Raw genomic sequence first — 20256 nt, 5'->3', positions numbered from 1 at the left:
AAAGGCTCCCTATGTAAAACAAATACTTCATCCCTAAAATTTAAGCGTATAACTGATATAAGGTAAGGTCCTGAATAGGCTGTACTGGTATAACTGCAATGGATAAATCTCTGTGTCAAGCGATGTCACGAACTGGTCATAGCTGACAATAAAAGGATTGTTGCGCGAATACACATTATAAACGCCAGCCGTCAGCGTGTGCCGGACAGCCCGCGTAGCGCCCAGGTAAACGGTAGTTCCCAGGTCGAGATGGTGTACCGGCTTAAGGCGGAAATTATTGAGCCTGGTAATATAAGGCAGATAATTCAGCTGGGTATAGGCAAAAGGAGAGGCGCGCCCGTCCAGTTTACCATTGATGTTACGGCCCCAGTCATAGTCCGGGAAAATCTGTGCAGGCAGCGTGAATGGCGCGCCGCTGGCAAACTTCCACGAGGCGGAGATACTCCAGCCGGGTTTTACGCGGTATTTAAGGGCCAGTGACAGATTATGCCGCCGGTCTTCCTTAAAGGGGTACATTTTACCAAAGTTGAACCAACGAAACTCCCGCCATGCCCAGGAAAGGGTATAGCTGAGGATACCGGTAAGCCTTCCTGTATTTTTTTCGAGCAGCAGCTCACTGCCGTAGTTGTACCCGGTGCCACTGATCACTTTTTTCTCCCACAGGTCTGAATTGTCGAAGATGTTCAGCACTGTGTTGGTGGTCACGATATCTTTCAGCAGTTTATAATATAGGTTGACATTGAACCGCCATTTGTTCTCCCATTGTTTTTGGTAGGAAAGGCTGTAGGAAAAGGCGTTTTCCGGCTTGATGTTTTCGGTGCTGGGCACCCACAGGTCGGTGGGGAGATTGATAACCGGCGTAGTCAGCTGATGGATGAACTGTGTCATGTGCGCGTAGGAGGCCTGCACATATTGTTGCCGTGGGAGGTCCCAGCGTATCATCAGCCTGGGTTGCAGGCTGCTGTAGAAGGAGCCGCTCTGGGCCAGGGCGCCGAAATGCAGCCCCGGTCGCAGTGTCAGCCGGTCATTAAACAGGCGCAGTTCATCTTCACCATACAAGGTTATTTCCGACATATAGTATTTGGGGGCGGGCCGCTTGATGGCGTCGCCGCCGTCCACATTACTGCTGTAGGCGGTGGGGGCAAAGTTGTGATAGGTGTACCCTCCGCCGAAAGACAGTTTTTGTATGTTGCTGATGGTATATTCCGTTTCATTGTGCAGGGCGATATCCCTGACACGCGAAACTCCCTGGCCGCTGAAAAAAGGCTGGTCGCTGGTCAGCCCTGCTTCGGACCGTTGGGTAAAGAGGTTATAAAAACGGCTGTAGGTAGCGGTGGTATTGGTGAACACCTTGGGAGAAATTACGCGGGTCCATTTCAGGGCCGCAGTAATATTGCTCCAGGCGAACTTGTAATCATCCAGCAGTGTGAAAACAGAATTGTCCTTGGGGATGACCATATTATCCTGTCCTTTATAGAAACTGAGGTAGATCCTGTTTTTATCGTCGATCAGCTGGTTGAGCTTAAAGTTAAGGTCGTAAAGCTGGTACTTGCCATATTGATGGGTAAGCTGCCTGCCATAGGCATCAATCAGTGACCGCCGGAAGGAGAGGAACATGGCGCTTTTATCTTTTGCCAGAGGGCCTTCCAGCTCGGTGCTGATGGACACGGGGCTGAGCGTGGCTTTGCCATGCCATTCTTTCATGTTGCCATCGCGGGTACGGATGTCCACCACAGAGGAGAGGCGGCCGCCATAGCGGGCGGGGAAGGCGTCTTTGTACAAAGACACGTCTTTCACGGCGTCTCCGTTGAAAATGGAAAACAGGCCGAAGAGATGGCCGGTATGGTAGAGCGGCACACCGTCGAGCAGGTATAGGTTCTGGTCAGCGTTGCCGCCACGTATCAGCAGGTTGCTGCTGCTTTCAAGGGAGCTGCTGGCGCCGGGATACAGTTGAAGGGACTTCAATACGTCTTTTTCTCCCAGCAGGGCCGGAAAATTGGACACATATCCGACGGGCATTTTGATATAGCCTGCCTGCAGGGTGACAGAGTCCTGGTCGCCATTGACCACCACTGTTTGCAGCGGGTTGCGTGGCTGCATGTATATTTCCATCTGCCGGGCTTCCGAAAGGGGGAGTGGCAGTATGTAGGTCTCATAGCCCACATGAGAGAACACAATGCTGGTGCAGCTATCAGGCACCTGTACGCTGAAGAAGCCGTAAGCGTTGCTGGCAGCGCCGCGCCGGGTCACCGGATCATATACGGACGCGCCGATGATCACCTCTTTGCTGTTTTCTTCCCTGATAAATCCGCTGATGGTATAATACTGGGTCTGAGAGGATTCGCGAAGCAGGAATATTTTCCCGTTGATGGCCGCTGCCTGGATGCCGGTACCCTGCAGAATCGAGTTGAGCACCTGGCCGGTACTGTTTTCGTTGCCCGTCAGCTGCACTTTTTTGTTGAGATGCAGGAAGCTGGAACTATAGGAAATGCTGATGCCTGTCTGGCGCTGGATGTCCTGGATAAAGAAGAGGATGGAGCCTTCCCTGGAGGGAGGGGTATACGCCTGTTGCAGGATGGGCGCCTCTTTGGACTGAGCATGCAAAACTGCCGCGGGCGCAAGCACCAGCAGGCAGTTAAATATCAAGGTAAGAAAGTAGTTTATCCGTCTACTTGCCGATGACGATTGTATCGCCTTCCTGTTTGTAGTTGAAACCAAGCAAAAGTTGTAATTCATGCAAAACCTCGTCGCAAGACTGGTCCTGGAAGCTGATCGTAGCTTTTTGCTGTGCCGCAGTAGCCTGATAGCCATCCTCAATCCTGATGACTTTGCCGTAAAAGTCGGCTAATTGTGGCAATATTTCAACAAGTGATTGATCATTAAATTGCAAAATTCCTGTTTTCCATGCCATAAAGTTGGGATTGTCGTTGTTGACGGCGCTCAGCTGGCCGTCTCCCCATGTGCCTTTTTGGCCACTGGTAAGGATTACGGAAGAAGTATCGTTTTCCATGCCCAGTTTTACCTTGCCGGTAGAAACGATGACGGTGGTATGGGCATCGGCAGTTTTCACAGTGAAAGAAGTGCCCAGCACTTCCACAACAGACTGGTTGGGAGTTTTAACAAGGAAAGGGCGGTGTGGATCGGTGGCCACTTCAAAGAAGGCCTCACCTTCAAGGGTCACTACCCGCTCGGCTCCTTCGGAATATTTTATTTTGGCGCCGGGGCGCAGGGTGATCACTGATTTGTCAGCCAGTTCGAGGCTGTGGATTTTGCCGTCATTGGCAGACAGTTCCTGCACTTTAAGGGAAGGACGGCTGGCTATCCACCATGCGCCTACACTAAGGGATATGAGCAATACCGCGGCGGCAGCCAGCTTAACTACCGACATCCGGACAGTCTTTGCGGGCGTGGCGGGTTGTTGTAGTACCTGGTCCACCTTGCTCCAGGCTGCGGCGGCATTAAATTGTTTGCTTCCGGAAACGTGAAGGCTACGGGGAGCGTCCTGCCATACCTGGACAGTTTTTGCGTAGTCGGCTTCATTTTCAGGAGAGGCTTCCCGCCATTCCTGAAGAATCGCTTCCTCCTCAGGCGTGGAAATGGATGACAGCTTTTTTGCAATTATTTCATATATGTAGGTATCCATGTTATACAGTGTGTGCTCTGACATTAAAACGTAAGGAATGGCGTACACCCCCTAGTATTTGTTAATAATTTTTAACAAAAAAAATAAAAGAATCGGTAATCCGTACTGTCCCAGGTACTTACGCAATATTTTAAGTGCGCGTCCCATGTAATTTTCTACGGTTTTGGCTGACAAGCCCAGCTTTTCGGCCGTCTGCTGATGGGTCATTCCCTGAAGCCGGCAACAGGTAAACACCTCCCGGCATTGCGGCGGAAGGTTGGCTATCGCTTCATAAATCAGCTGTTCATAGAACGGTTTGGCCTCTGATATCTCCCGCGCGTCCGGGTCTTCACTGATATCAGCTACCCATTCAAAGCCCTTGTTGCCCGCTTCTTCGGCGGTGCGCTTGCGCAGTACGGATATTGAATTATTACGTACTGCCCTGTACAGGTAAGCCTTGATATTCGGTATCCCGATAAGTTCCCTATGTTTCTGCCACAACCGGATAAAGGTCTCCTGTACTACGTCCTCAGCTGCTGCATCATCATTCAGAAAACTGCTGGCATAATTACACAGTTCACTGTATAGAGAATGGAAAAGCTCATTATATGCTTGATAAGAAGGCGATGTTATCATTTAACCTTCATAGAGTTTTAGTAATGAATTGATCCCCGCTAATGTAGGCAATTTTTTATTTTCTCCCGATAGGGGGTTCTGTTAAAATCCGCGTTATAGGTATAACGCCTAAGCCTATATGCTGTATCGTCCATTAACTTATATGCTGTAATGTCCTTTCAGTTTTTAGTTTGTGTTTTTTTAGTTACCACCGGTTGCATATTCGTTATGCAACCGTTTTTTTTGCCTGCTGCATAATCTTACCCAATGCTGGTGCAATTTTCAGCATTATTTGCAATCCGCTTTCACGGCCTTTAATTTAGACCCGGCCTATGAAGGGCGTGCGAATTATGTATAAACAGATCAGTAATTTTTCCGTGGCGGCCATCCTCATGGCCCTGTTGGGCACACAGGCCAGCGGCCAGCAGTCGCCCATTTACCGGCAAGGATGGATAGACTTTAACAAAAACGGCAGGAAAGACATCTTTGAAGATCCGGCCCAGCCGGTGGAAAGCCGTGTGGCCAATCTGCTGTCGCAGATGACCCTGGATGAAAAAACCTGCCAGATGGCCACGCTGTACGGCTATGGACGGGTGCTCAAAGATGAAATGCCCACTCCGGAATGGAAGAATAAAGTGTGGAAAGACGGCATCGCCAATATCGACGAAGAACTGAACAGTCTCCCTTTTAATAAAAAAGCACAGACGCAGTGGTCATTCCCCTACAGCAAACATGCCGGTGCTATCAACACGGTACAACGCTGGTTTATCGAGGAAACCCGCCTCGGCATCCCGGTGGACTTCACCAACGAAGCTATTCACGGCCTTTGTCATGACAGGGCCACGCCGTTTTGTGCCCCCATCGGCATCGGCAGTACCTGGAACAAAGCATTGGTGGCGCAGGCCGGCCATATTGCCGGCCGTGAGGCGCGGCTGCTGGGATACACCAATATTTACGTGCCTATCCTCGACCCCGCCCGCGATCCCCGCTGGGGCCGCGTGGTGGAATGTTACGGTGAAGATCCTTTTCTGATCGCTGAACTGGGCAAACAAATGACCCTCGGCGTGCAAAGTGAAGGCGTGGCCGCCACCCTGAAACATTATGCTGTGTACAGCGTGCCTAAAGGAGGCCGCGATGGCGACGCCCGCACCGATCCCCATGTGGCGCCCCGCGAAATGCACCAGATATTTCTGTACCCCTTCCGCCGCGTGATCCAGGAAGCCAGGCCCATGGGCGTTATGAGCAGCTACAACGACTGGGACGGGGAACCGGTGACAGGCAGCTACTATTTCCTGACCCAGCTGCTGCGCCAGGAATTTGGGTTCGATGGTTATGTTGTGTCCGACAGCGAAGCCGTGGAATACCTTTTTAGTAAACACCATGTGGCCTCAGATTATAAAGATGCCGTCAGACAGGCCGTGGAAGCGGGCCTTAATGTACGTACCAACTTCACGCCACCGGAAGATTACATCCTGCCGGTACGGGAACTGGTAAAAGAAGGCCGCCTTTCCATGAAAACGATCGACAGCCGCGTGGCCGACGTGCTACGGGTCAAATTCAGACTGGGACTGTTTGACAAGCCCTATACCGATCCCAAACTGGCCGATAGGGGCGTGCATACCCCCGAAGACGAGGCTTTTGCGCTGCAGCTGAACCGCGAATCACTGGTATTGCTCAAAAATGAAAAGGAAACACTGCCACTCGATAAACATCAGCTGAAAAATATCCTGGTGACCGGTCCGCTGGCGGCGGCATCTACCCACGCCATCAGTCGTTACGGCCCGTCCAACAACCCGGTGACCACCGTGCTGGACGGTATCCGCCAACAGGTAGGCAAGACGGTCAACGTGCAATACGCCAAAGGTTGTGATATCGTCAATCCCGGATGGCCCGGCACGGAAATCGTTCCGACGCCGCCGGACAGCGCCGAACAGGCCGGCATTGCGGAAGCCGTGGCCCTGGCCCGTCAGTCGGACGTGATCATTGCCGTAGTGGGCGAAGATGAAAAACGGGTGGGAGAGAGCCTTTCCCGCACAGACCTTTCCCTGCCCGGCCGCCAATTAGAGCTGTTACAGGCGCTTCATGCCACCGGCAAACCGGTCATAGCAGTGCTGATCAACGGCCAGCCGCTTACCATCAACTGGGAACAGCAGCACCTGCCTGCCATCCTGGAAGCCTGGTTCCCCGGCCCGCAGGGAGGCACTGCCATCGCTGAAACGCTCTTCGGAGATTATAACCCCGGCGGCCGCCTTTCGGTGACATTCCCTAAGTCTCTGGGGCAGATAGAACTGAACTTTCCGTACAAACCGGGATCACATGCCGGACAGCCTTCTTCCGGCAACAACGGCTTCGGGCGTACGAGCGTGAATGGTCCGCTGTATCCTTTCGGATATGGCCTCAGCTACACGTCGTTCGCTTACAACAACCTGCAGGTATCTCCCGAAAAACAATCCCCGCAGGGCGATATCCTGGTAAGCTTGGAGGTAACCAACACGGGTAAACGAAAAGGAGATGAGGTGGTACAGCTCTATATAAAAGATAAAGTCAGCAGTGTGACCACCTACGTGATGCAGCTGCGTGGCTTCGAAAGAATCACGCTGGGACCGGGCGAAAGGAAAACCGTGCAGTTCACCCTGCACCCCGATCACCTGGCGCTGCTGGACAAGCATATGCAGTACACTGTAGAGCCGGGAGAATTTGAAGTGCTGGTCGGCAGTTCTTCGGAAGATATCCGGCTGCGTAAAAATTTTACCATCACCCCCTGATAAGTATCTTGCCCTGAACGTGACCGTCCCCGGCGGATTTCGTTCAGGGTTTGCTGTTAGGTTGTTTTTCATGGTTTTCATTTAGACTGATATATCACATTATTTATTATCTTGCCACCCCAAAAAACCTCCCTATGAGAAGATTAGCGAGTCTGTTAATCCTGGTGCCGGCAATGGCATTCTTTTCATGTAATAATAACGGCGCCGCCAAAGAACCTGTTGCCGACAGTGTTAAAACCGTTGCTTTTGATTTTAAAGGATGGCTGAAGCATCTGAAACCCGTGGAGATGCCATTGTACAGCTATGGTCTGGAAAATATTGACAGCACCCTCGGGCCGTTTGCGCAAAGCGGTTTTTACAGTGTTTCTGCCGGTATTTTGTCCAGGCAGAAAAACTATATCGCCATTGCAGCGCAATGTATGTATAAGAAAGACGACCAGACGTCTGTCATGTTGTTGCTGATCTATAGCCCTGAAGGGAAAGAAATTGCCCGGCAGGAGATAGGTATGGACAAAGAAGAAACCAAAAACGACGAAAGCAATGCTGTGCATAAATGGCCGGAGTTTATCAACGACAGTACTTTCTGGGTGAAGGAAAGCTGGTACACCCGGAAGAAGGACGCTACTGACGGAGAAAGCAAAGCCCGTATAAAACAATTCCGTATTACCGGTCAGGGATTGGTGGAAGCGGTGCCGCAGGAAACCATTCCTTTTGATACTTACGCCAGCCGCTTTAAAACACTGGCTACCCCTTTCACCGTTCAATGGAACATGACCGGTTTACAGCCCGTATCTTTGCTTACGCCCTACTACGATTTCAGTGAGCTGATTTATTTCGAGAAAATCAAATTGTACCACTATGGCAGAATAAATGTCCCCGGAAAAGGTGTTTACCTGCTGTATTCGGCAGGACCGCTGGAAAGCGGAGAGTCTGTAATGGATTCCACGGTGCAGTTGGTGTATTATACGCCCGACGGGAAAGAAAGCAGTAGCGTAAGACTGAACGGTTACACCGGTTCTGAAGGGATCTATGAATCTGCCAGCCACGCGGCTATCGCTGCAGATGGCACCATCACGGTAACAGAAGAAACCAACGATGAAGGTGTTGGCGGAGATCTGTTCTTTACATACCGGTTGGAAGATGATATGAAATATATCCCGGCCGGAGGCGCAAAATTCAAGCGGCAGCTGGTGGGCAGGAATTTTATTGCTGACGACTTTACTCCGGCAGACCTGAAAGAATTGCTGGCGTCCAGACGGAACAACTACAACGGCACCATGGAAATGGACACGGAATTTGATCAGTCAATGTTTACCATTCCCGGAAATGAAACCATTTATGTGCGGTTGCATGTGTACGATAACGGTACGGATCAGCTGGTGGAAATCTACACTGTAGGTACCGACCTTCGGGTACTGGACCGTTATGTGGCCTATAACAACCTGAAGAAAATACCTTATGAGAAAGCCTCCGCTCATGATAATATTTCCGTGGAAGGTGAAATAGAAAAAGATGACAGCGCTGCGAAAAAATTAACGCTGGAAGGCCCGGCGATGATGACCCTGAAAGACAAACTAATCGTGATTACGCCGCAAGGAAAGTTTGAAGTGCGTAACTAATAATCAGCCACATGAAATATTATCTGCCTTTGTTAACCTCGCTGTTCCTGTTTGCCTGTGGCTCTTCTGAGAAGGGGCACAGGCAAACAGGGAACGACAGTACCCGGGCCAATACAGCCGAAATAAAATTATGGCTGGAGAAGTTGCCGGTCGTAAAATCGGAGAATGGTTCATTCTATCTGGTCAGAGAGACAGCTCCCGGCCCGTTCAGTGACCGGAAATTTAAAAAGTTTTCTGCCGGAAAACTGGAAGGTAGCCGGAAGTTCATCCCTGTTCTGGCAGAATATGAATTTGATGCGGAAGGCCAGATACTGTCGTCACAGTTCCTGGTCACGTTTACGCCTGATGGAAAAGAAATTTCCCGCCAGGAAGTAGGAGGCCTCCGTTTGACGGCTGCCGGCGGATCAGAGGATTTGCGCAGCTGGCCTGTATTGTTCAATGATTCCACTATTGAAGTAAGGGAAGCCCGCTCCCAGGGCAAATCCGAAGTGCGGCAGTATGTACTCACAGCCGCAGGAGATATCCGGGCCTTACCTGTAGAAAAGGGCGGGTTTGAAGAATACGCTTCCCGTTTCCCTGCTTTGCAGCTGCCATTCACGGTAGTCAGCCCTGTATTCGCAAAGCTTCGGGAAGTATCACATCTTTCTCCCTGGTTTTCCTATGAGGAAGTAATCGGCTATGACAAGTTGAATATGTTCCATTATGGCAAGGTTACCGCTCCGGGAAAACCACTGTTACTGCTATACGCTTATGCGCCTGCCAATGATGACGGAGCAGACCTGGACACCGCCGTGCAGGTGGCGGCCTGCAAGTCCGATGGCAGCGTCACCGACCAGAAGACCTTGTACGGAAGACTTTCAGGGGAGGGGATTGAACGGCGTTGGCGGAATGCGGAAATTCAGCAGGACGGAAGTATTACTGTAGAAGAATCGAATGTGAACGATGGCGAAATGGCCTCCTGGGAGCTGACCAGCACTGAGACGCGGCTCGTCACTTATCGCCTGGACGCCGAAGGGAAGTTTCAACCGGAAATCCGCGGTATCACCTTTGCAGTTCCCGGATATTCCCTTCCCGCACTTAAAGCAATATTTGAACACAACAAAGAACAGCTCGCAAAAAAAGAAGGGGAGCATATTACAGAAATATTGTTTGGCATACAGGACCGCATGCCCTTTGGGATAATGGTGTGGGTACACTTTTATCAACATGGCCAACAACAGCTGGCGGAGCTGTTTACAACAGACGATACCAAAAAGGTGCTTGACCGGTACGTATTGTACAACTATCCGGAAGCTTCGGCCTACCAGGCGGTGAAGATACCGCTGGAAGGAGGAGACGACAAAGCATATCCTGCGACCAATTTAACGGGGCCGGTCACTATTCAGCTGGGAGAAACCACCTTACAGGTGACGCCGGAAGGGAAGTTCATCAAGCCGTAAAACATATAACACATCAATTTGGCAGCGGGCCAAAGCGGGAACGATACTTGCATCGTTTCTGCTTTGGCCCGCAATTCGTATTTTCACATAAAACCATGTAGTATGTCCGGAACTTTCACAAAACTGAAGAACGCTTATCAGCTGTTGAAGAGCATAGATTTTAAAATGCTGGCGAAGCTGTCGGAGAAAGTAGATCTCCCGCAGGTGATGGCGTCTGTCGCTAAAATGGATGACAACCAGCTGAATGGACTGATGAAAATGTTGACCAGCAGAGGCAGCAAGAAAAAACTGCCGCCGGTGGATGGTGATTTTTATGATATCAGCAGCCGCCTGAATGCGGAAGACCGGGCGCTGCAGCTGAAGGTACGTGCCTTTATGGAGAAAGAGATACAGCCTATCGTCAATGAATACTGGCTTAAAGCCGAATTTCCGTTTGAGATCATTCCCAAATTCAGGGAACTGAATATTTGCGGCGTAACCTACGATGGGTATGGCTGCCCTAACCGCAGTTACCTGATGGAAGGTATCATCGCCATGGAGATGGCACGGGTGGATGCTTCCATTGCTACGTTCTTCGGTGTGCAGAGCGGCCTGGCCATGGGCGCTATTTACATGCTGGGGTCCGAATCCCAGAAAGACGAATGGCTGCCGGGCATGCAACAACTGAATACCATCGGGGCTTTCGGGCTCACAGAACCGGAAGTGGGGTCAGGCGCTGCCGGAGGCCTCACTACCACGGCTAAACGGGAAGGGGATACCTGGGTGCTGAACGGCCAGAAAAAATGGATCGGCAACGCCACCTTCGCAGATGTGATCGTGATATGGGCGCGGGACGTGGATGACAACCAGGTAAAGGGTTTCCTGCTCAGGAAAGGCACACCGGGATTATCAGTAGAAAAGATGCACGATAAAATGGCGCTGCGCATTGTGCAGAATGGGCTGATAACGATGAAAGACTGTCGCGTGGCCGAGTCTGACCGGTTACAGCGGGCCAACAGTTTCCGCGATACGAGCCGCGTGCTCCGTATGACAAGGGCCAGTGTTGCCTGGGAAGCAGTAGGATGCGCCCGTGGCGCATACGAGAACGCATTGGCGTATACCCGTACCCGTGAGCAGTTCGGAAAACCCATTGCCTCTTTCCAGTTGATACAGGGGCACCTGGTGGAGATGTTGTCCAACCTCACGGCTATGCAGACCATGGTGTACCGGTTGTCAGAGATACAGGACGAAGGTGGTTTGAAAGACGAGCATGCCTCCCTGGCCAAAGTATTCTGTACGTTGCGTACCCGCGATGTGGTGCGGGGCGCCCGGGAAGTAATGGGTGGCAACGGTATCCTGCTGGAGTACAATGTGGCCCGGTTTGTGGCGGACGCGGAAGCTATTTATTCTTATGAAGGCACCAAAGAAATCAATTCTCTCATTGTAGGAAGGGCTATCACAGGTTTCAGCGCTTTTGTATAAAAAATCAGAATCTTTTTATAGATTTAAGGGCTTCCCGGGTTATGCGGCGAAGCCCTTTATTATTTTAAAAATCCGTTATGAATTCATCGAACCGTCGAAATTTTCTGAAAAACGTATCCATGGGAACCCTGGCTGCTGTCAGTATCCCCCATATCGTGTCCGCTGCCGTGTCTGCTGACAAAGGCAAAAAAGTGACGCTTAAAAAAGAAGGCGTTATTCTCTTCCAGGGCGATTCCATTACTGATGTGGGCCGTAAGCGCGATGCCATGGACGCCAATAACGGCGCAGCGTTGGGTGGCGGATATCCGCACCTGGCGGCCGCGCACCTGCTGCTGAAGCGGCCGGGTGATAACCTGAAGTTTTACAACAAAGGTATCAGCGGCAATAAAGTATTCCAGCTGGCTGAGCGCTGGGATGCAGATTGCCTGCAACTGAAGCCGGACGTGCTCAGCATCCTGGTAGGCGTGAATGATTTCTGGCACACGCTTAATGGTAATTATAAAGGTACCTCCAAAGTGTACCGCGATGACTACGACAAACTGCTGGACCGCACCAAACAGGCTTTGCCTGACGTGCAGCTCATCATCGGCGAGCCATATGCCGTCAAGGGCGTGAAAGCAGTCGACGACAAATGGTACCCTACGTTTAATGAATACCGTGCGGCCGCCCGGGAGCTGGCCGACAAATACAAAGCGGTCTTTATTCCTTATCAGGCTATTTATGACAAAGCCATTCAGGCAGCGCCTGCGGCCTACTGGACGCCGGACGGCGTGCATCCCAGCGTGGCTGGCGCCCAACTGATGGCGGAAGCCTGGCTCCAATGCGTTAAATAAGCTATACCCTGCAGGTAGGACAGCCCTTGTCCTGCCTGCATTAACTGCCTGTTTTTTCAATTAAGTGTTTCTACTGAAGCGCGGGCCCGCCGGCTATTGTAGGTTTGCATCATCATAAATAAACACTTAGTCATGAAAAAATGGTTCCCCAAAACAGGGATGGCGCTTTGTGCCATCGCAGGTATGCTGTTGTTTGCCCACTGCAAAAAAGACAAACAGGACAACCCCAAAGATCCTTCCTTCAAAGAATTCCTGATCGGTAAAAAATGGCAATTGTCCGCCTACACTGCCAATCCCGGTATGGACGATGGCGAAGGCCATGTTATCACGGACATTTACGCTGTCTTTCCCGCATGCATGAAAGATGATTTTACAGAATATTTTGCAGATGGCACCGGTGCTGAAGACGAAGGCGCGACCAAATGCGCTGCGGGAAATCCTCAGCGACGGACTTTCAACTGGAACCTCAAAGCAGATGGTACACTCGAAGGGCGGGGAGATGATGATTTTACAGGTACCTACCGCGCCGAAAAAATCAGCAACACCAGTTATAAAGTGACAGGGACGGGGCATTTCAAGGATGATCCGGCCCAACGTACCATCGTGCTCACGTTCAAAGCGATTTAAACGAAAAAAAAAGGAAAGATATTTCAGTAGTGATTAGATGGTGGGACAGTCTTCTCCGGAAGGCTGTCCTTTTATTTGCGCGGAAGGTTTATTACATTTGCTACATACACACACGAAATTCCCGTTATGAAACCGTTTATTATTTTCATGCTGATGCTTGCACCTTACGCCATGACTCAGGCCCAACACAAAGAAACTATTCATTTATGGCCAGGCGCCGTGCCTGGCGAAACCGGTGCGCGCCATCCCGCCGTTGCTACACCGGATACCAGCAACAGCGTTGTACGCCTTACCGACGTGACAGATCCTATATTGGAAGTATACCCTGCCAATCCGGCCCATGCTAAAAATATAGGCGTGATCGTTTGCCCGGGCGGCAGCTACAGCATCCTGGCTATCAACCTCGAAGGCTATGAAATTGCGAAATGGCTCAATCAGCTGGGCTATACAGCGTTTGTGCTGCAATACCGCGTACCGAAAAAGGAGGCGGGCGCATTGCAGGACGCACAACGTGCCATGCGCATAGTGCGCAGCCGCGCGAAAGAGTGGAAGCTGGACCCTGAAAAAATAGGCATGATGGGTTTTTCTGCCGGCGGAAGCCTGACAGCAAGAACGTCTACGCAGTATAACGTTAAAACCTATACGCCGGTAGATAAAGCTGATTCGCTCTCTGCCCGTCCAGCCTTCGGCATGCTGATCTATCCCGCTTATCTCGACAAGGGAGAGGGGCGTAAACTGACACCGGAGCTGACGATAGATAAACAAACACCACCGATGTTCCTTTTTGCCACTGCTGATGATTATTTTGGCAACAGCGCCCTTGTAATGGCCGGTGCCCTGCGTGATGCCGGCGTAGCGGCGGAGCTGCATTTTTATGCTAAAGGCGGCCATGGTTACGGCCTCCGCCCGGGCAACAGTGCCGCGGAAGTATGGCCGTCGCTGGCAGCCAAATGGATGGAACACCTCAACATCCGATAATCCTGTAAATCTCTTCCCGGATTATATAAAACTTCCGGCGATATAATCGGCAATTTTACAACCAAGTAAAACACACAGTTGTAATATTTAAAACCGAAATCGCCATGGAAAAACACCAACACATGCATATGCACATGGACCACGATCATCACGATCGGGAACCGGAGGCCAACGCCCACACCGGCCACGTCCATGAACATACGGAGCATCAGGACCACTCCCAGCATACACCGCATGCAGGACATGCTGGTCATGATGCCCACGCGGGCCATGCGGGGCACGATCATCACGCCATGATCCGTGACTTCCGCCAACGGTTTTATGTGGTGTTGGTACTCACCATACCGGTCATGCTGTTGTCGAAAATGATACAGCACTGGATGGGGCTGGCCATCAGTTTCCCTGGCGATAACTACCTCTTGCTCGGCCTTTCTGCCGTAATTTTCTTTTATGGCGGATGGCCTTTTCTGTCTGGCTGGTGGTCTGAGATGCGGATGCGTAATCCCGGTATGATGACGCTGATCGGCTTTGCGATCACGGTGGCTTTTATTTACAGCGTGGCCACCCTGTTTGGTTTACAGGGCATGGACTTTTTCTGGGAGCTGGCCACCCTGATCCTCATCATGTTGCTGGGACACTGGATTGAAATGAAATCTGTTGCCGGCGCTTCGCGTGAACTGGAGCTGCTGGTACAGCTCATGCCGGCGGAAGCCCACCTGGTGGAAGGCGGTAATATCCGTGAAGTGAAGACCGACAGCCTGCAGCCGGGTGATATTGTACTAATTAAACCAGGTGAAAAAGTTGCCGCCGACGGTGCCATCACAGCAGGCAGCAGCTACCTGAATGAATCCATGCTGACAGGCGAATCCAAACCGGTGAAAAAAAGTGCAGGCGACAGGGTTATAGCCGGATCTATCAACGGCAACCAGGCTTTGCACGTAAAAGTATCCCACAACGCGGCGTCTTCCTATCTGTCGCAGGTCATCAAACTGGTCAATGATGCGCAGCAGGCCAAATCCAATACACAGCTGCTGGCCGACAAGGCAGCCCGGTGGCTGACCATCATCGCTATTGTGGCGGGTATCGCCACTTTTGCCTACTGGCGTATCGATGGACAGTCTGTTTCCTTTGCGATGGAACGTATGGTGACGGTGATCGTTATCTGCTGCCCGCATGCGTTAGGCCTGGCCGTCCCCCTGGTAGTGGCACGCTCTACCACGATGGCGGCCAAAAACGGCCTGCTCATCAAAAACAGGACAGCCTTTGAAAATGCCCGTAAAATCACCACACTGGTATTCGATAAAACCGGTACGCTCACCGTGGGCAAATTCCAGGTGGTACAACTGGAAACGCTGGACAACCGCTTCAGCAAACAAGACGTGCTGACGCTGGCGGCAGCCGTGGAACAACAGTCAGAACATCCTATCGCCACCGGTATTGTTGACAAGGCCCGTGCGGAAGGCCTGCAAATACCCGCAGCCAGTGATATGCAGGCAATGGCAGGTAAGGGCATCAGTGCTGTGGTCAATGGAAAAAAAGTGCAGGTGGTAAGCCCGGCTTATGCGAAGGAACAGTTTCCGCAACAGGCGGCCGTGGAACAGTCTGATACCGGCACATTGTCTTTCGTGATCGTGGATGGCCAGCCGGCAGGTTATATCGTACTGGCAGATGAAATCAGACCGGAGTCATTGTCCGCTATCCAGGCATTGAAAAAAGAACATATTGCCAGCGTACTGCTCACCGGCGACAACAAAAAAGTGGCGGCTGCCGTGGCGCAACAGCTTCAACTGGACAACTATATCGCAGAAGTGTTGCCGCATCAGAAACTGGAAGAGATCAAAAAATTGCAGGAAGCCGGGCAGTTTGTAGCGATGACAGGCGACGGCATCAACGATGCGCCGGCACTGGCGCAGGCGGACATTGGCATCGCTATCGGCTCCGGTTCTGATATCGCCGCGGAAACAGCCGGTATCGTGCTGGTCAACAGTAATCCGCAGGACATCGTCAGCCTGGTGCGTTTTGGTAAAGCCACCTATCGCAAGATGATCCAGAACCTGGCCTGGGCCACCGGCTACAACGTGGTCACCATGCCGCTGGCCGCAGGAGTGCTTTATCATTGGGGCATCCTGTTAAGCCCCGCCGCCGGTGCGGTACTGATGACGGTAAGCACCGTCATAGTAGCTATCAACGCCAGATTGCTGAAATTATAACGTTTCATTATTAGCATTTACAGTAAATAATTCTATACATTTGGCGGAGATGTTCTAAAAACCTGTTAACATGGGAATATTTGATAAACTCCGGAATGAATTTATTGACATTATTGAGTGGACAGACCCGTCCGCTGATACCATTGTATGGAAGTTTCCCCGCTACCAGAATGAAATAAAAATGAACGCCAAACTGACGGTGAGAGAATCGCAGGTGGCTGTTTTTATGAACGAAGGTAAAATAGCGGATGTTTTTCAGCCCGGCATGTATACACTGACCACACAGAACATGCCTATATTGACCACCCTACAGGGATGGAAATACGGGTTTAACAGCCCTTTTAAAGCGGATGTGTTTTTCATCAGCATGCGGCAGTTCACCAACCAGAAATGGGGTACCAAAAACCCGGTGATGTTGCGTGACGCCGAGTTTGGGCCGCTGCGCCTGCGTGCTTTCGGCAGCTACGCTTTCCGTGTGAAAGACGCAGCCCAGTTCCTGAAAGAAATCGCAGCCACCAACCCGGAATATACGGTTGACGGCATCAACGAGCAACTGCGTAACCTTGCCGTTTCCAGGGGTATGGACGCCATTGCGGAAGCTAAAATCCCGGTGCTGGACCTGGCCGCCAAATACGATGAAGTATCCCAGCTGATCACAGATAAAATACGGCCGGAGTTCAATGAACTGGGCCTTGAACTGACGAAATTCCTCATCGAAAATATCTCCCTGCCTCCGGAAGTGGAGGAGGGGCTGGACAAACGCAGCAGCATGGGTATTGTTGGCAATCTCGGCGCGTATGCGCAGTTCCAGGCTGCCAACGCCATGGAAAAAGCGGCGGAAAATCCGTCCGGCGGCGGACTGGCAGCTGCCGGTCTGGGTGCCGGCATGGGCGCTGCCATGATGGGACAGGTAGGGAATGTGTTCCAGAACAACCAGGCAAACCAACAGCAACCTGCCGGCGGCCCAGGCGTACCGCCGCCATTGCCGGGCACCGAGCCTTTCTTTGTGGCGGTTGATGGTAAACAGGCCGGCCCTTACAACATGGACCAGCTGCGTCAGCTGGCCGCTTCCGGCGGACTGCAACATCAGACGCTGGTATGGAAAACAGGCATGGCCGCCTGGACAGCTGCATCAGCAGTACCTGAACTGGCACCTGTATTGGCTACCATCCCACCACCATTACCCTAAACCAATTACGAATTACAAATTACGAATTACGAATTGAGATCTTCCTCGTGGCGCTATTACTTGATAGCCGCCCTATAAGACAGCCTTCAATTCGTAATTCGTAATTTGTAATTCGTAATTCTCATAATTATTCCTATGTCTTTTGAGGAAAAAACCAAAGAAACGGTATCCTCGCTGAAATGCCAGAACTGCGGCGCTATACTGCATTATGCGCCCGGCACCAACAGCCTGAAATGCGAGTATTGCGGTACCGTTAATACCATCGAAGAGGAAGCCACGCCCCAGGGTATTCACGCCTTTGATTATGATGCCTTCATCACAGACCTGCAACGTCATACGGAAGACACCGAACAGGCGGTGGTGGTGAAATGTACCAATTGCGGCGCATCTACTACCATGTTGCCCAATGTAACGGCAGATTCCTGTCCTTTCTGCGCGTCGCCGCTGGTGGTACAGCAGGAGGCCACTACGGCTATACTTCAACCTCACTATGTATTGCCTTTTGTGGTGGACGATAAACAGGCTGGTAAGTTTTTCCAGCAATGGATGGGCAAGCTCTGGTTTGCGCCGTCGGACCTGGTGAAGAAGGTGAAAGATACTTCCTATCATCAGCTGAAAGGCATTTACATACCCCATTGGAGCTATGATACAGACACGGTAACGTCCTACAGGGGACAGCGTGGGGAATACTATTACACCACCGAAACCTATACTGAGGAGGTCAACGGCAGAACAGAAACCCGCACCCGCCAGGTGCGGCATACTGCCTGGTATAATGCTTCCGGCGTGGTAGATAATTCCTTCCGCGATGTACTGGTGTCTGCAAGCCCGTCGCTGCCACGTAAAATGGCGGAAATACTGGAACCCTGGCACCTGGACCAGCTCAAAGCCTATGATGGCCGCTATCTGAGCGGTTTCCGGGCAGAGCTGTACCAGACGGACGCTGAACAGGGGCTGGTGACAGCCAAAAAGAGAATGGACCCGGTCATCCGTGATGAAATATGCGGCGATATCGGTGGTGATGAACAGCGGATCGATTCCTATGACGTACAGTACAACCAGCTGGGGTTAAAGTACATCCTGCTACCGGTTTGGCTGAGCGCCTATCGCTATAATAACAAGCTGTATCATTTTGTTGTCAATGCCAGTACCGGTGAAGTTACCGGGGACAGGCCCTACAGCTGGACCAAGATCGTAGGATTGATCGTTCTTATTATAGCAGTGATATATGTACTCTATGTCTGCTTTGCGCAGCCTAAATAAATCTTTCTGTAGACTGCCGGAAATTTTCCGGCAGTTTTACATAATGGGGAAAAGCCTCTACAGTAAAGCCGACGTGGTTATTTTCCGCAGAAGAACTCTTCCTTATCGTGTGGCCACTGTGCGGTGTTTTCACGCATGTGTTTGTCTGTGTTTTTTTGTCAACCCTTTTGTGGCTGTTCCTTTTTACACCCGATAAAAATTTCTATGGCTATGAAAAGGATTACATTTTTTGCGGCAGCCTTGCTGAGCCTTGGGGTGTCATCATCTTGCAACAATACAGGAAAAAGTCCCCAACATGGAACCCCCGCCGATTCTGCGGAAGCTATCAATAAAACGGATAAAACAGTCGATTCCCTGTCTGCCGTCTTCGCTGTAAACGCTGCCGACGATGGTATGATGGAAGTAGCGTTGGGCAAACTGGCGCTGGAAAAAGCGACCGACCCGCGTGTAAAAGCCTTTGCTACCATGTTGGTAAACGACAGGACTAAAATCAACGAAGAGTTAAAATCCATCGCTGAAAACCGGAAAATCGCGCTTCCATCTGCTATGTCGGAAGCGGCAAAAAAATTTATCGACAAACTGAGCAAAAAAAGCGGGAAAGCCTTTGAGAAGGAATACATCGCTGAAATGGTGGACGACCACGACCGGGACGTGAAGGATTTTGATAACGCTGCGAACAACCTTGAAAGCATAAGCCTGCGGGAATGGGCCAGGAAAACGTTGCCGACGGTGATGATACATCTGGATTCCGCCAGAGCTATCAAGGACGCGCAATAATTAGCGTAGCGGCAGTAACGGTCTGTTGCTTCAGGTGTTTTTCATATATGCGTTTACGTATGTGTGCAAGCACCTGGTGCATCTTTCTACATATTTGGGGAAAAGCCTCTACGGACAAGCATCCGCGGCCGTTTAGCCGTGAAGGTGGCCTCTTCCGTGAAAGCCGGCTACGCTGCTATGTTTTTAATACCATGCGTTCGCATGGTATTTTTTTTGTCTGAGGATATCCTGAAACCCAATATAAACCCAATAAATTTCGCAACTATGAAGAAAGTAACCTTATTGGCTACGGCCGTGCTGGGAGCCTGGATGTTGTCATCGTGTAATAACAACGCCCGCAACCCGCAAAATGAGAAGCCGGTAGATTCTGCACAGGACATTAATGAAACCGTTAAACCGGTAGACAACAATTCATCTGAGTTTGCTGTGAAAGCAGCTAACGGCGGTATGATGGAGGTGGAAATGGGCAAGCTGGCGCAGGAGAAAGCCGTTAACCCGAGAGTAAAAGCTTTTGCCGCCATGATGGTCAGCGATCACAGCAAAGCGAACGATGAACTGAAAGAGCTGGCCGGCAAAAAGAACATTACATTGCCTGCGGAGCTCTCTACTGAAACCAAAGACCATATGGACAAACTGAGCAAGAAGACAGGAAAGGATTTCGACAAGGACTACATGGACATGATGGTGGATGACCACGACAAAGACGTAAAAGAGTTTGATAAAGCAGCCAATAACCTGGAAGATGCTGACCTGAAATCATGGGCCAGCAAAACACTGCCAACCCTGAGAACGCACCAGGATTCAGCGAAAGCCATTAAATCCGCCCTTAAATAAATCAATTACCACACGCTACGGATT

The 20256-nt window shown here is 51.0% G+C and carries 15 protein-coding genes; 12 read left to right on the top strand and 3 right to left on the bottom strand.

Annotated features, from left to right (window positions below; translation table 11 throughout):
• Positions 1-33: 33 nt before the first annotated feature.
• From ACTJJS_RS28025 to ACTJJS_RS28015, 3 genes are read right to left on the bottom strand one after another with little or no spacing between them, the layout of a single operon-like run.
• Positions 34-2646, bottom strand: a complete 2613-nt coding sequence (locus ACTJJS_RS28025; RefSeq protein WP_440666795.1) for a carboxypeptidase-like regulatory domain-containing protein — start codon at positions 2644-2646, stop codon at positions 34-36.
• A gap of 22 nt (positions 2647-2668) precedes the next feature.
• Complete coding sequence (locus tag ACTJJS_RS28020) at positions 2669-3643, bottom strand: FecR family protein (RefSeq protein ID WP_440666793.1); 975 nt, start codon at positions 3641-3643, stop codon at positions 2669-2671.
• Positions 3644-3694: 51 nt separating this feature from the next.
• On the bottom strand, positions 3695-4258 hold the full coding sequence (locus ACTJJS_RS28015; RefSeq protein ID WP_168874318.1) for an RNA polymerase sigma-70 factor: 564 nt from the start codon (positions 4256-4258) through the stop codon (positions 3695-3697).
• A 329-nt stretch (positions 4259-4587) separates the two neighbouring features.
• Between ACTJJS_RS28015 and ACTJJS_RS28010 the strand changes: the two genes are divergently transcribed.
• The 12 genes from ACTJJS_RS28010 to ACTJJS_RS27955 all read left to right on the top strand — a co-directional run bounded on the left by ACTJJS_RS28010 (position 4588) and on the right by ACTJJS_RS27955 (position 20232).
• The gene (locus ACTJJS_RS28010; RefSeq protein ID WP_440666792.1) at positions 4588-7002 is read left to right on the top strand and encodes a glycoside hydrolase family 3 C-terminal domain-containing protein; all 2415 of its coding nucleotides are present in this window, start codon (positions 4588-4590) and stop codon (positions 7000-7002) included.
• Between the two features lie 134 nt (positions 7003-7136).
• Positions 7137-8621: a hypothetical protein gene (locus tag ACTJJS_RS28005; RefSeq protein WP_440666790.1), complete on the top strand. Its 1485-nt coding sequence runs from the start codon at positions 7137-7139 to the stop codon at positions 8619-8621.
• Positions 8622-8632: 11 nt separating this feature from the next.
• Positions 8633-10060, top strand: coding sequence for a hypothetical protein (locus ACTJJS_RS28000; RefSeq protein ID WP_440666788.1), 1428 nt, complete (start codon positions 8633-8635; stop codon positions 10058-10060).
• 102 nt (positions 10061-10162) lie between these two features.
• A complete protein-coding gene (locus ACTJJS_RS27995) occupies positions 10163-11521 on the top strand; it encodes an acyl-CoA dehydrogenase family protein (protein WP_168874315.1) in 1359 nt (452 codons plus the stop codon).
• 119 nt (positions 11522-11640) lie between these two features.
• Positions 11641-12354 carry an SGNH/GDSL hydrolase family protein gene (locus ACTJJS_RS27990; protein WP_440666786.1) on the top strand — a complete coding sequence of 238 codons (714 nt, stop codon included), beginning with the start codon at positions 11641-11643 and terminating at the stop codon, positions 12352-12354.
• 132 nt (positions 12355-12486) lie between these two features.
• The gene (locus tag ACTJJS_RS27985) at positions 12487-12981 is read left to right on the top strand and encodes a hypothetical protein (RefSeq protein WP_440666784.1); all 495 of its coding nucleotides are present in this window, start codon (positions 12487-12489) and stop codon (positions 12979-12981) included.
• Between the two features lie 126 nt (positions 12982-13107).
• Positions 13108-13959: an alpha/beta hydrolase gene (locus ACTJJS_RS27980; protein WP_440666783.1), complete on the top strand. Its 852-nt coding sequence runs from the start codon at positions 13108-13110 to the stop codon at positions 13957-13959.
• 104 nt (positions 13960-14063) lie between these two features.
• A complete protein-coding gene (locus ACTJJS_RS27975; protein WP_440666781.1) occupies positions 14064-16169 on the top strand; it encodes a copper-translocating P-type ATPase in 2106 nt (701 codons plus the stop codon).
• Between the two features lie 70 nt (positions 16170-16239).
• Entirely contained in the window at positions 16240-17358 is a 1119-nt protein-coding gene (locus ACTJJS_RS27970) for an SPFH domain-containing protein (protein WP_440666779.1), read from the top strand.
• Between the two features lie 135 nt (positions 17359-17493).
• On the top strand, positions 17494-18621 hold the full coding sequence (locus ACTJJS_RS27965) for a zinc finger domain-containing protein (protein ID WP_440666777.1): 1128 nt from the start codon (positions 17494-17496) through the stop codon (positions 18619-18621).
• Between the two features lie 210 nt (positions 18622-18831).
• The gene (locus ACTJJS_RS27960; protein WP_440666776.1) at positions 18832-19398 is read left to right on the top strand and encodes a DUF4142 domain-containing protein; all 567 of its coding nucleotides are present in this window, start codon (positions 18832-18834) and stop codon (positions 19396-19398) included.
• 264 nt (positions 19399-19662) lie between these two features.
• Entirely contained in the window at positions 19663-20232 is a 570-nt protein-coding gene (locus ACTJJS_RS27955; protein WP_440666774.1) for a DUF4142 domain-containing protein, read from the top strand.
• Positions 20233-20256 lie beyond the last annotated feature (24 nt).

The organism is Chitinophaga sp. 22308 (genome assembly GCF_052045305.1).
Taxonomy (GTDB): Bacteria; Bacteroidota; Bacteroidia; order Chitinophagales; family Chitinophagaceae; genus Chitinophaga; species Chitinophaga varians_A.
Note: the sequence above shows the minus strand (reverse complement) of the source record. Positions and strands in the feature narration are given on the sequence as shown.

Excerpts from the sequence above, each read along its gene's own strand:
- ACTJJS_RS27980 (WP_440666783.1), top strand. The coding sequence starts at position 13,108 with ATGAAACCGTTTATTATTTTCATGCTGATGCTTGCACCTTACGCCATG.
- ACTJJS_RS28000 (WP_440666788.1), top strand. The coding sequence starts at position 8,633 with ATGAAATATTATCTGCCTTTGTTAACCTCGCTGTTCCTGTTTGCCTGT.
- ACTJJS_RS27960 (WP_440666776.1), top strand. The coding sequence starts at position 18,832 with ATGAAAAGGATTACATTTTTTGCGGCAGCCTTGCTGAGCCTTGGGGTG.
- ACTJJS_RS27995 (WP_168874315.1), top strand. The coding sequence starts at position 10,163 with ATGTCCGGAACTTTCACAAAACTGAAGAACGCTTATCAGCTGTTGAAG.
- ACTJJS_RS28005 (WP_440666790.1), top strand. The coding sequence starts at position 7,137 with ATGAGAAGATTAGCGAGTCTGTTAATCCTGGTGCCGGCAATGGCATTC.
- ACTJJS_RS27985 (WP_440666784.1), top strand. The coding sequence starts at position 12,487 with ATGAAAAAATGGTTCCCCAAAACAGGGATGGCGCTTTGTGCCATCGCA.
- ACTJJS_RS27955 (WP_440666774.1), top strand. The coding sequence starts at position 19,663 with ATGAAGAAAGTAACCTTATTGGCTACGGCCGTGCTGGGAGCCTGGATG.
- ACTJJS_RS27975 (WP_440666781.1), top strand. The coding sequence starts at position 14,064 with ATGGAAAAACACCAACACATGCATATGCACATGGACCACGATCATCAC.
- ACTJJS_RS27965 (WP_440666777.1), top strand. The coding sequence starts at position 17,494 with ATGTCTTTTGAGGAAAAAACCAAAGAAACGGTATCCTCGCTGAAATGC.
- ACTJJS_RS27970 (WP_440666779.1), top strand. The coding sequence starts at position 16,240 with ATGGGAATATTTGATAAACTCCGGAATGAATTTATTGACATTATTGAG.
- ACTJJS_RS27990 (WP_440666786.1), top strand. The coding sequence starts at position 11,641 with ATGGGAACCCTGGCTGCTGTCAGTATCCCCCATATCGTGTCCGCTGCC.
- ACTJJS_RS28020 (WP_440666793.1), bottom strand. The coding sequence starts at position 3,643 with ATGGATACCTACATATATGAAATAATTGCAAAAAAGCTGTCATCCATT.
- ACTJJS_RS28015 (WP_168874318.1), bottom strand. The coding sequence starts at position 4,258 with ATGATAACATCGCCTTCTTATCAAGCATATAATGAGCTTTTCCATTCT.
- ACTJJS_RS28010 (WP_440666792.1), top strand. The coding sequence starts at position 4,588 with ATGTATAAACAGATCAGTAATTTTTCCGTGGCGGCCATCCTCATGGCC.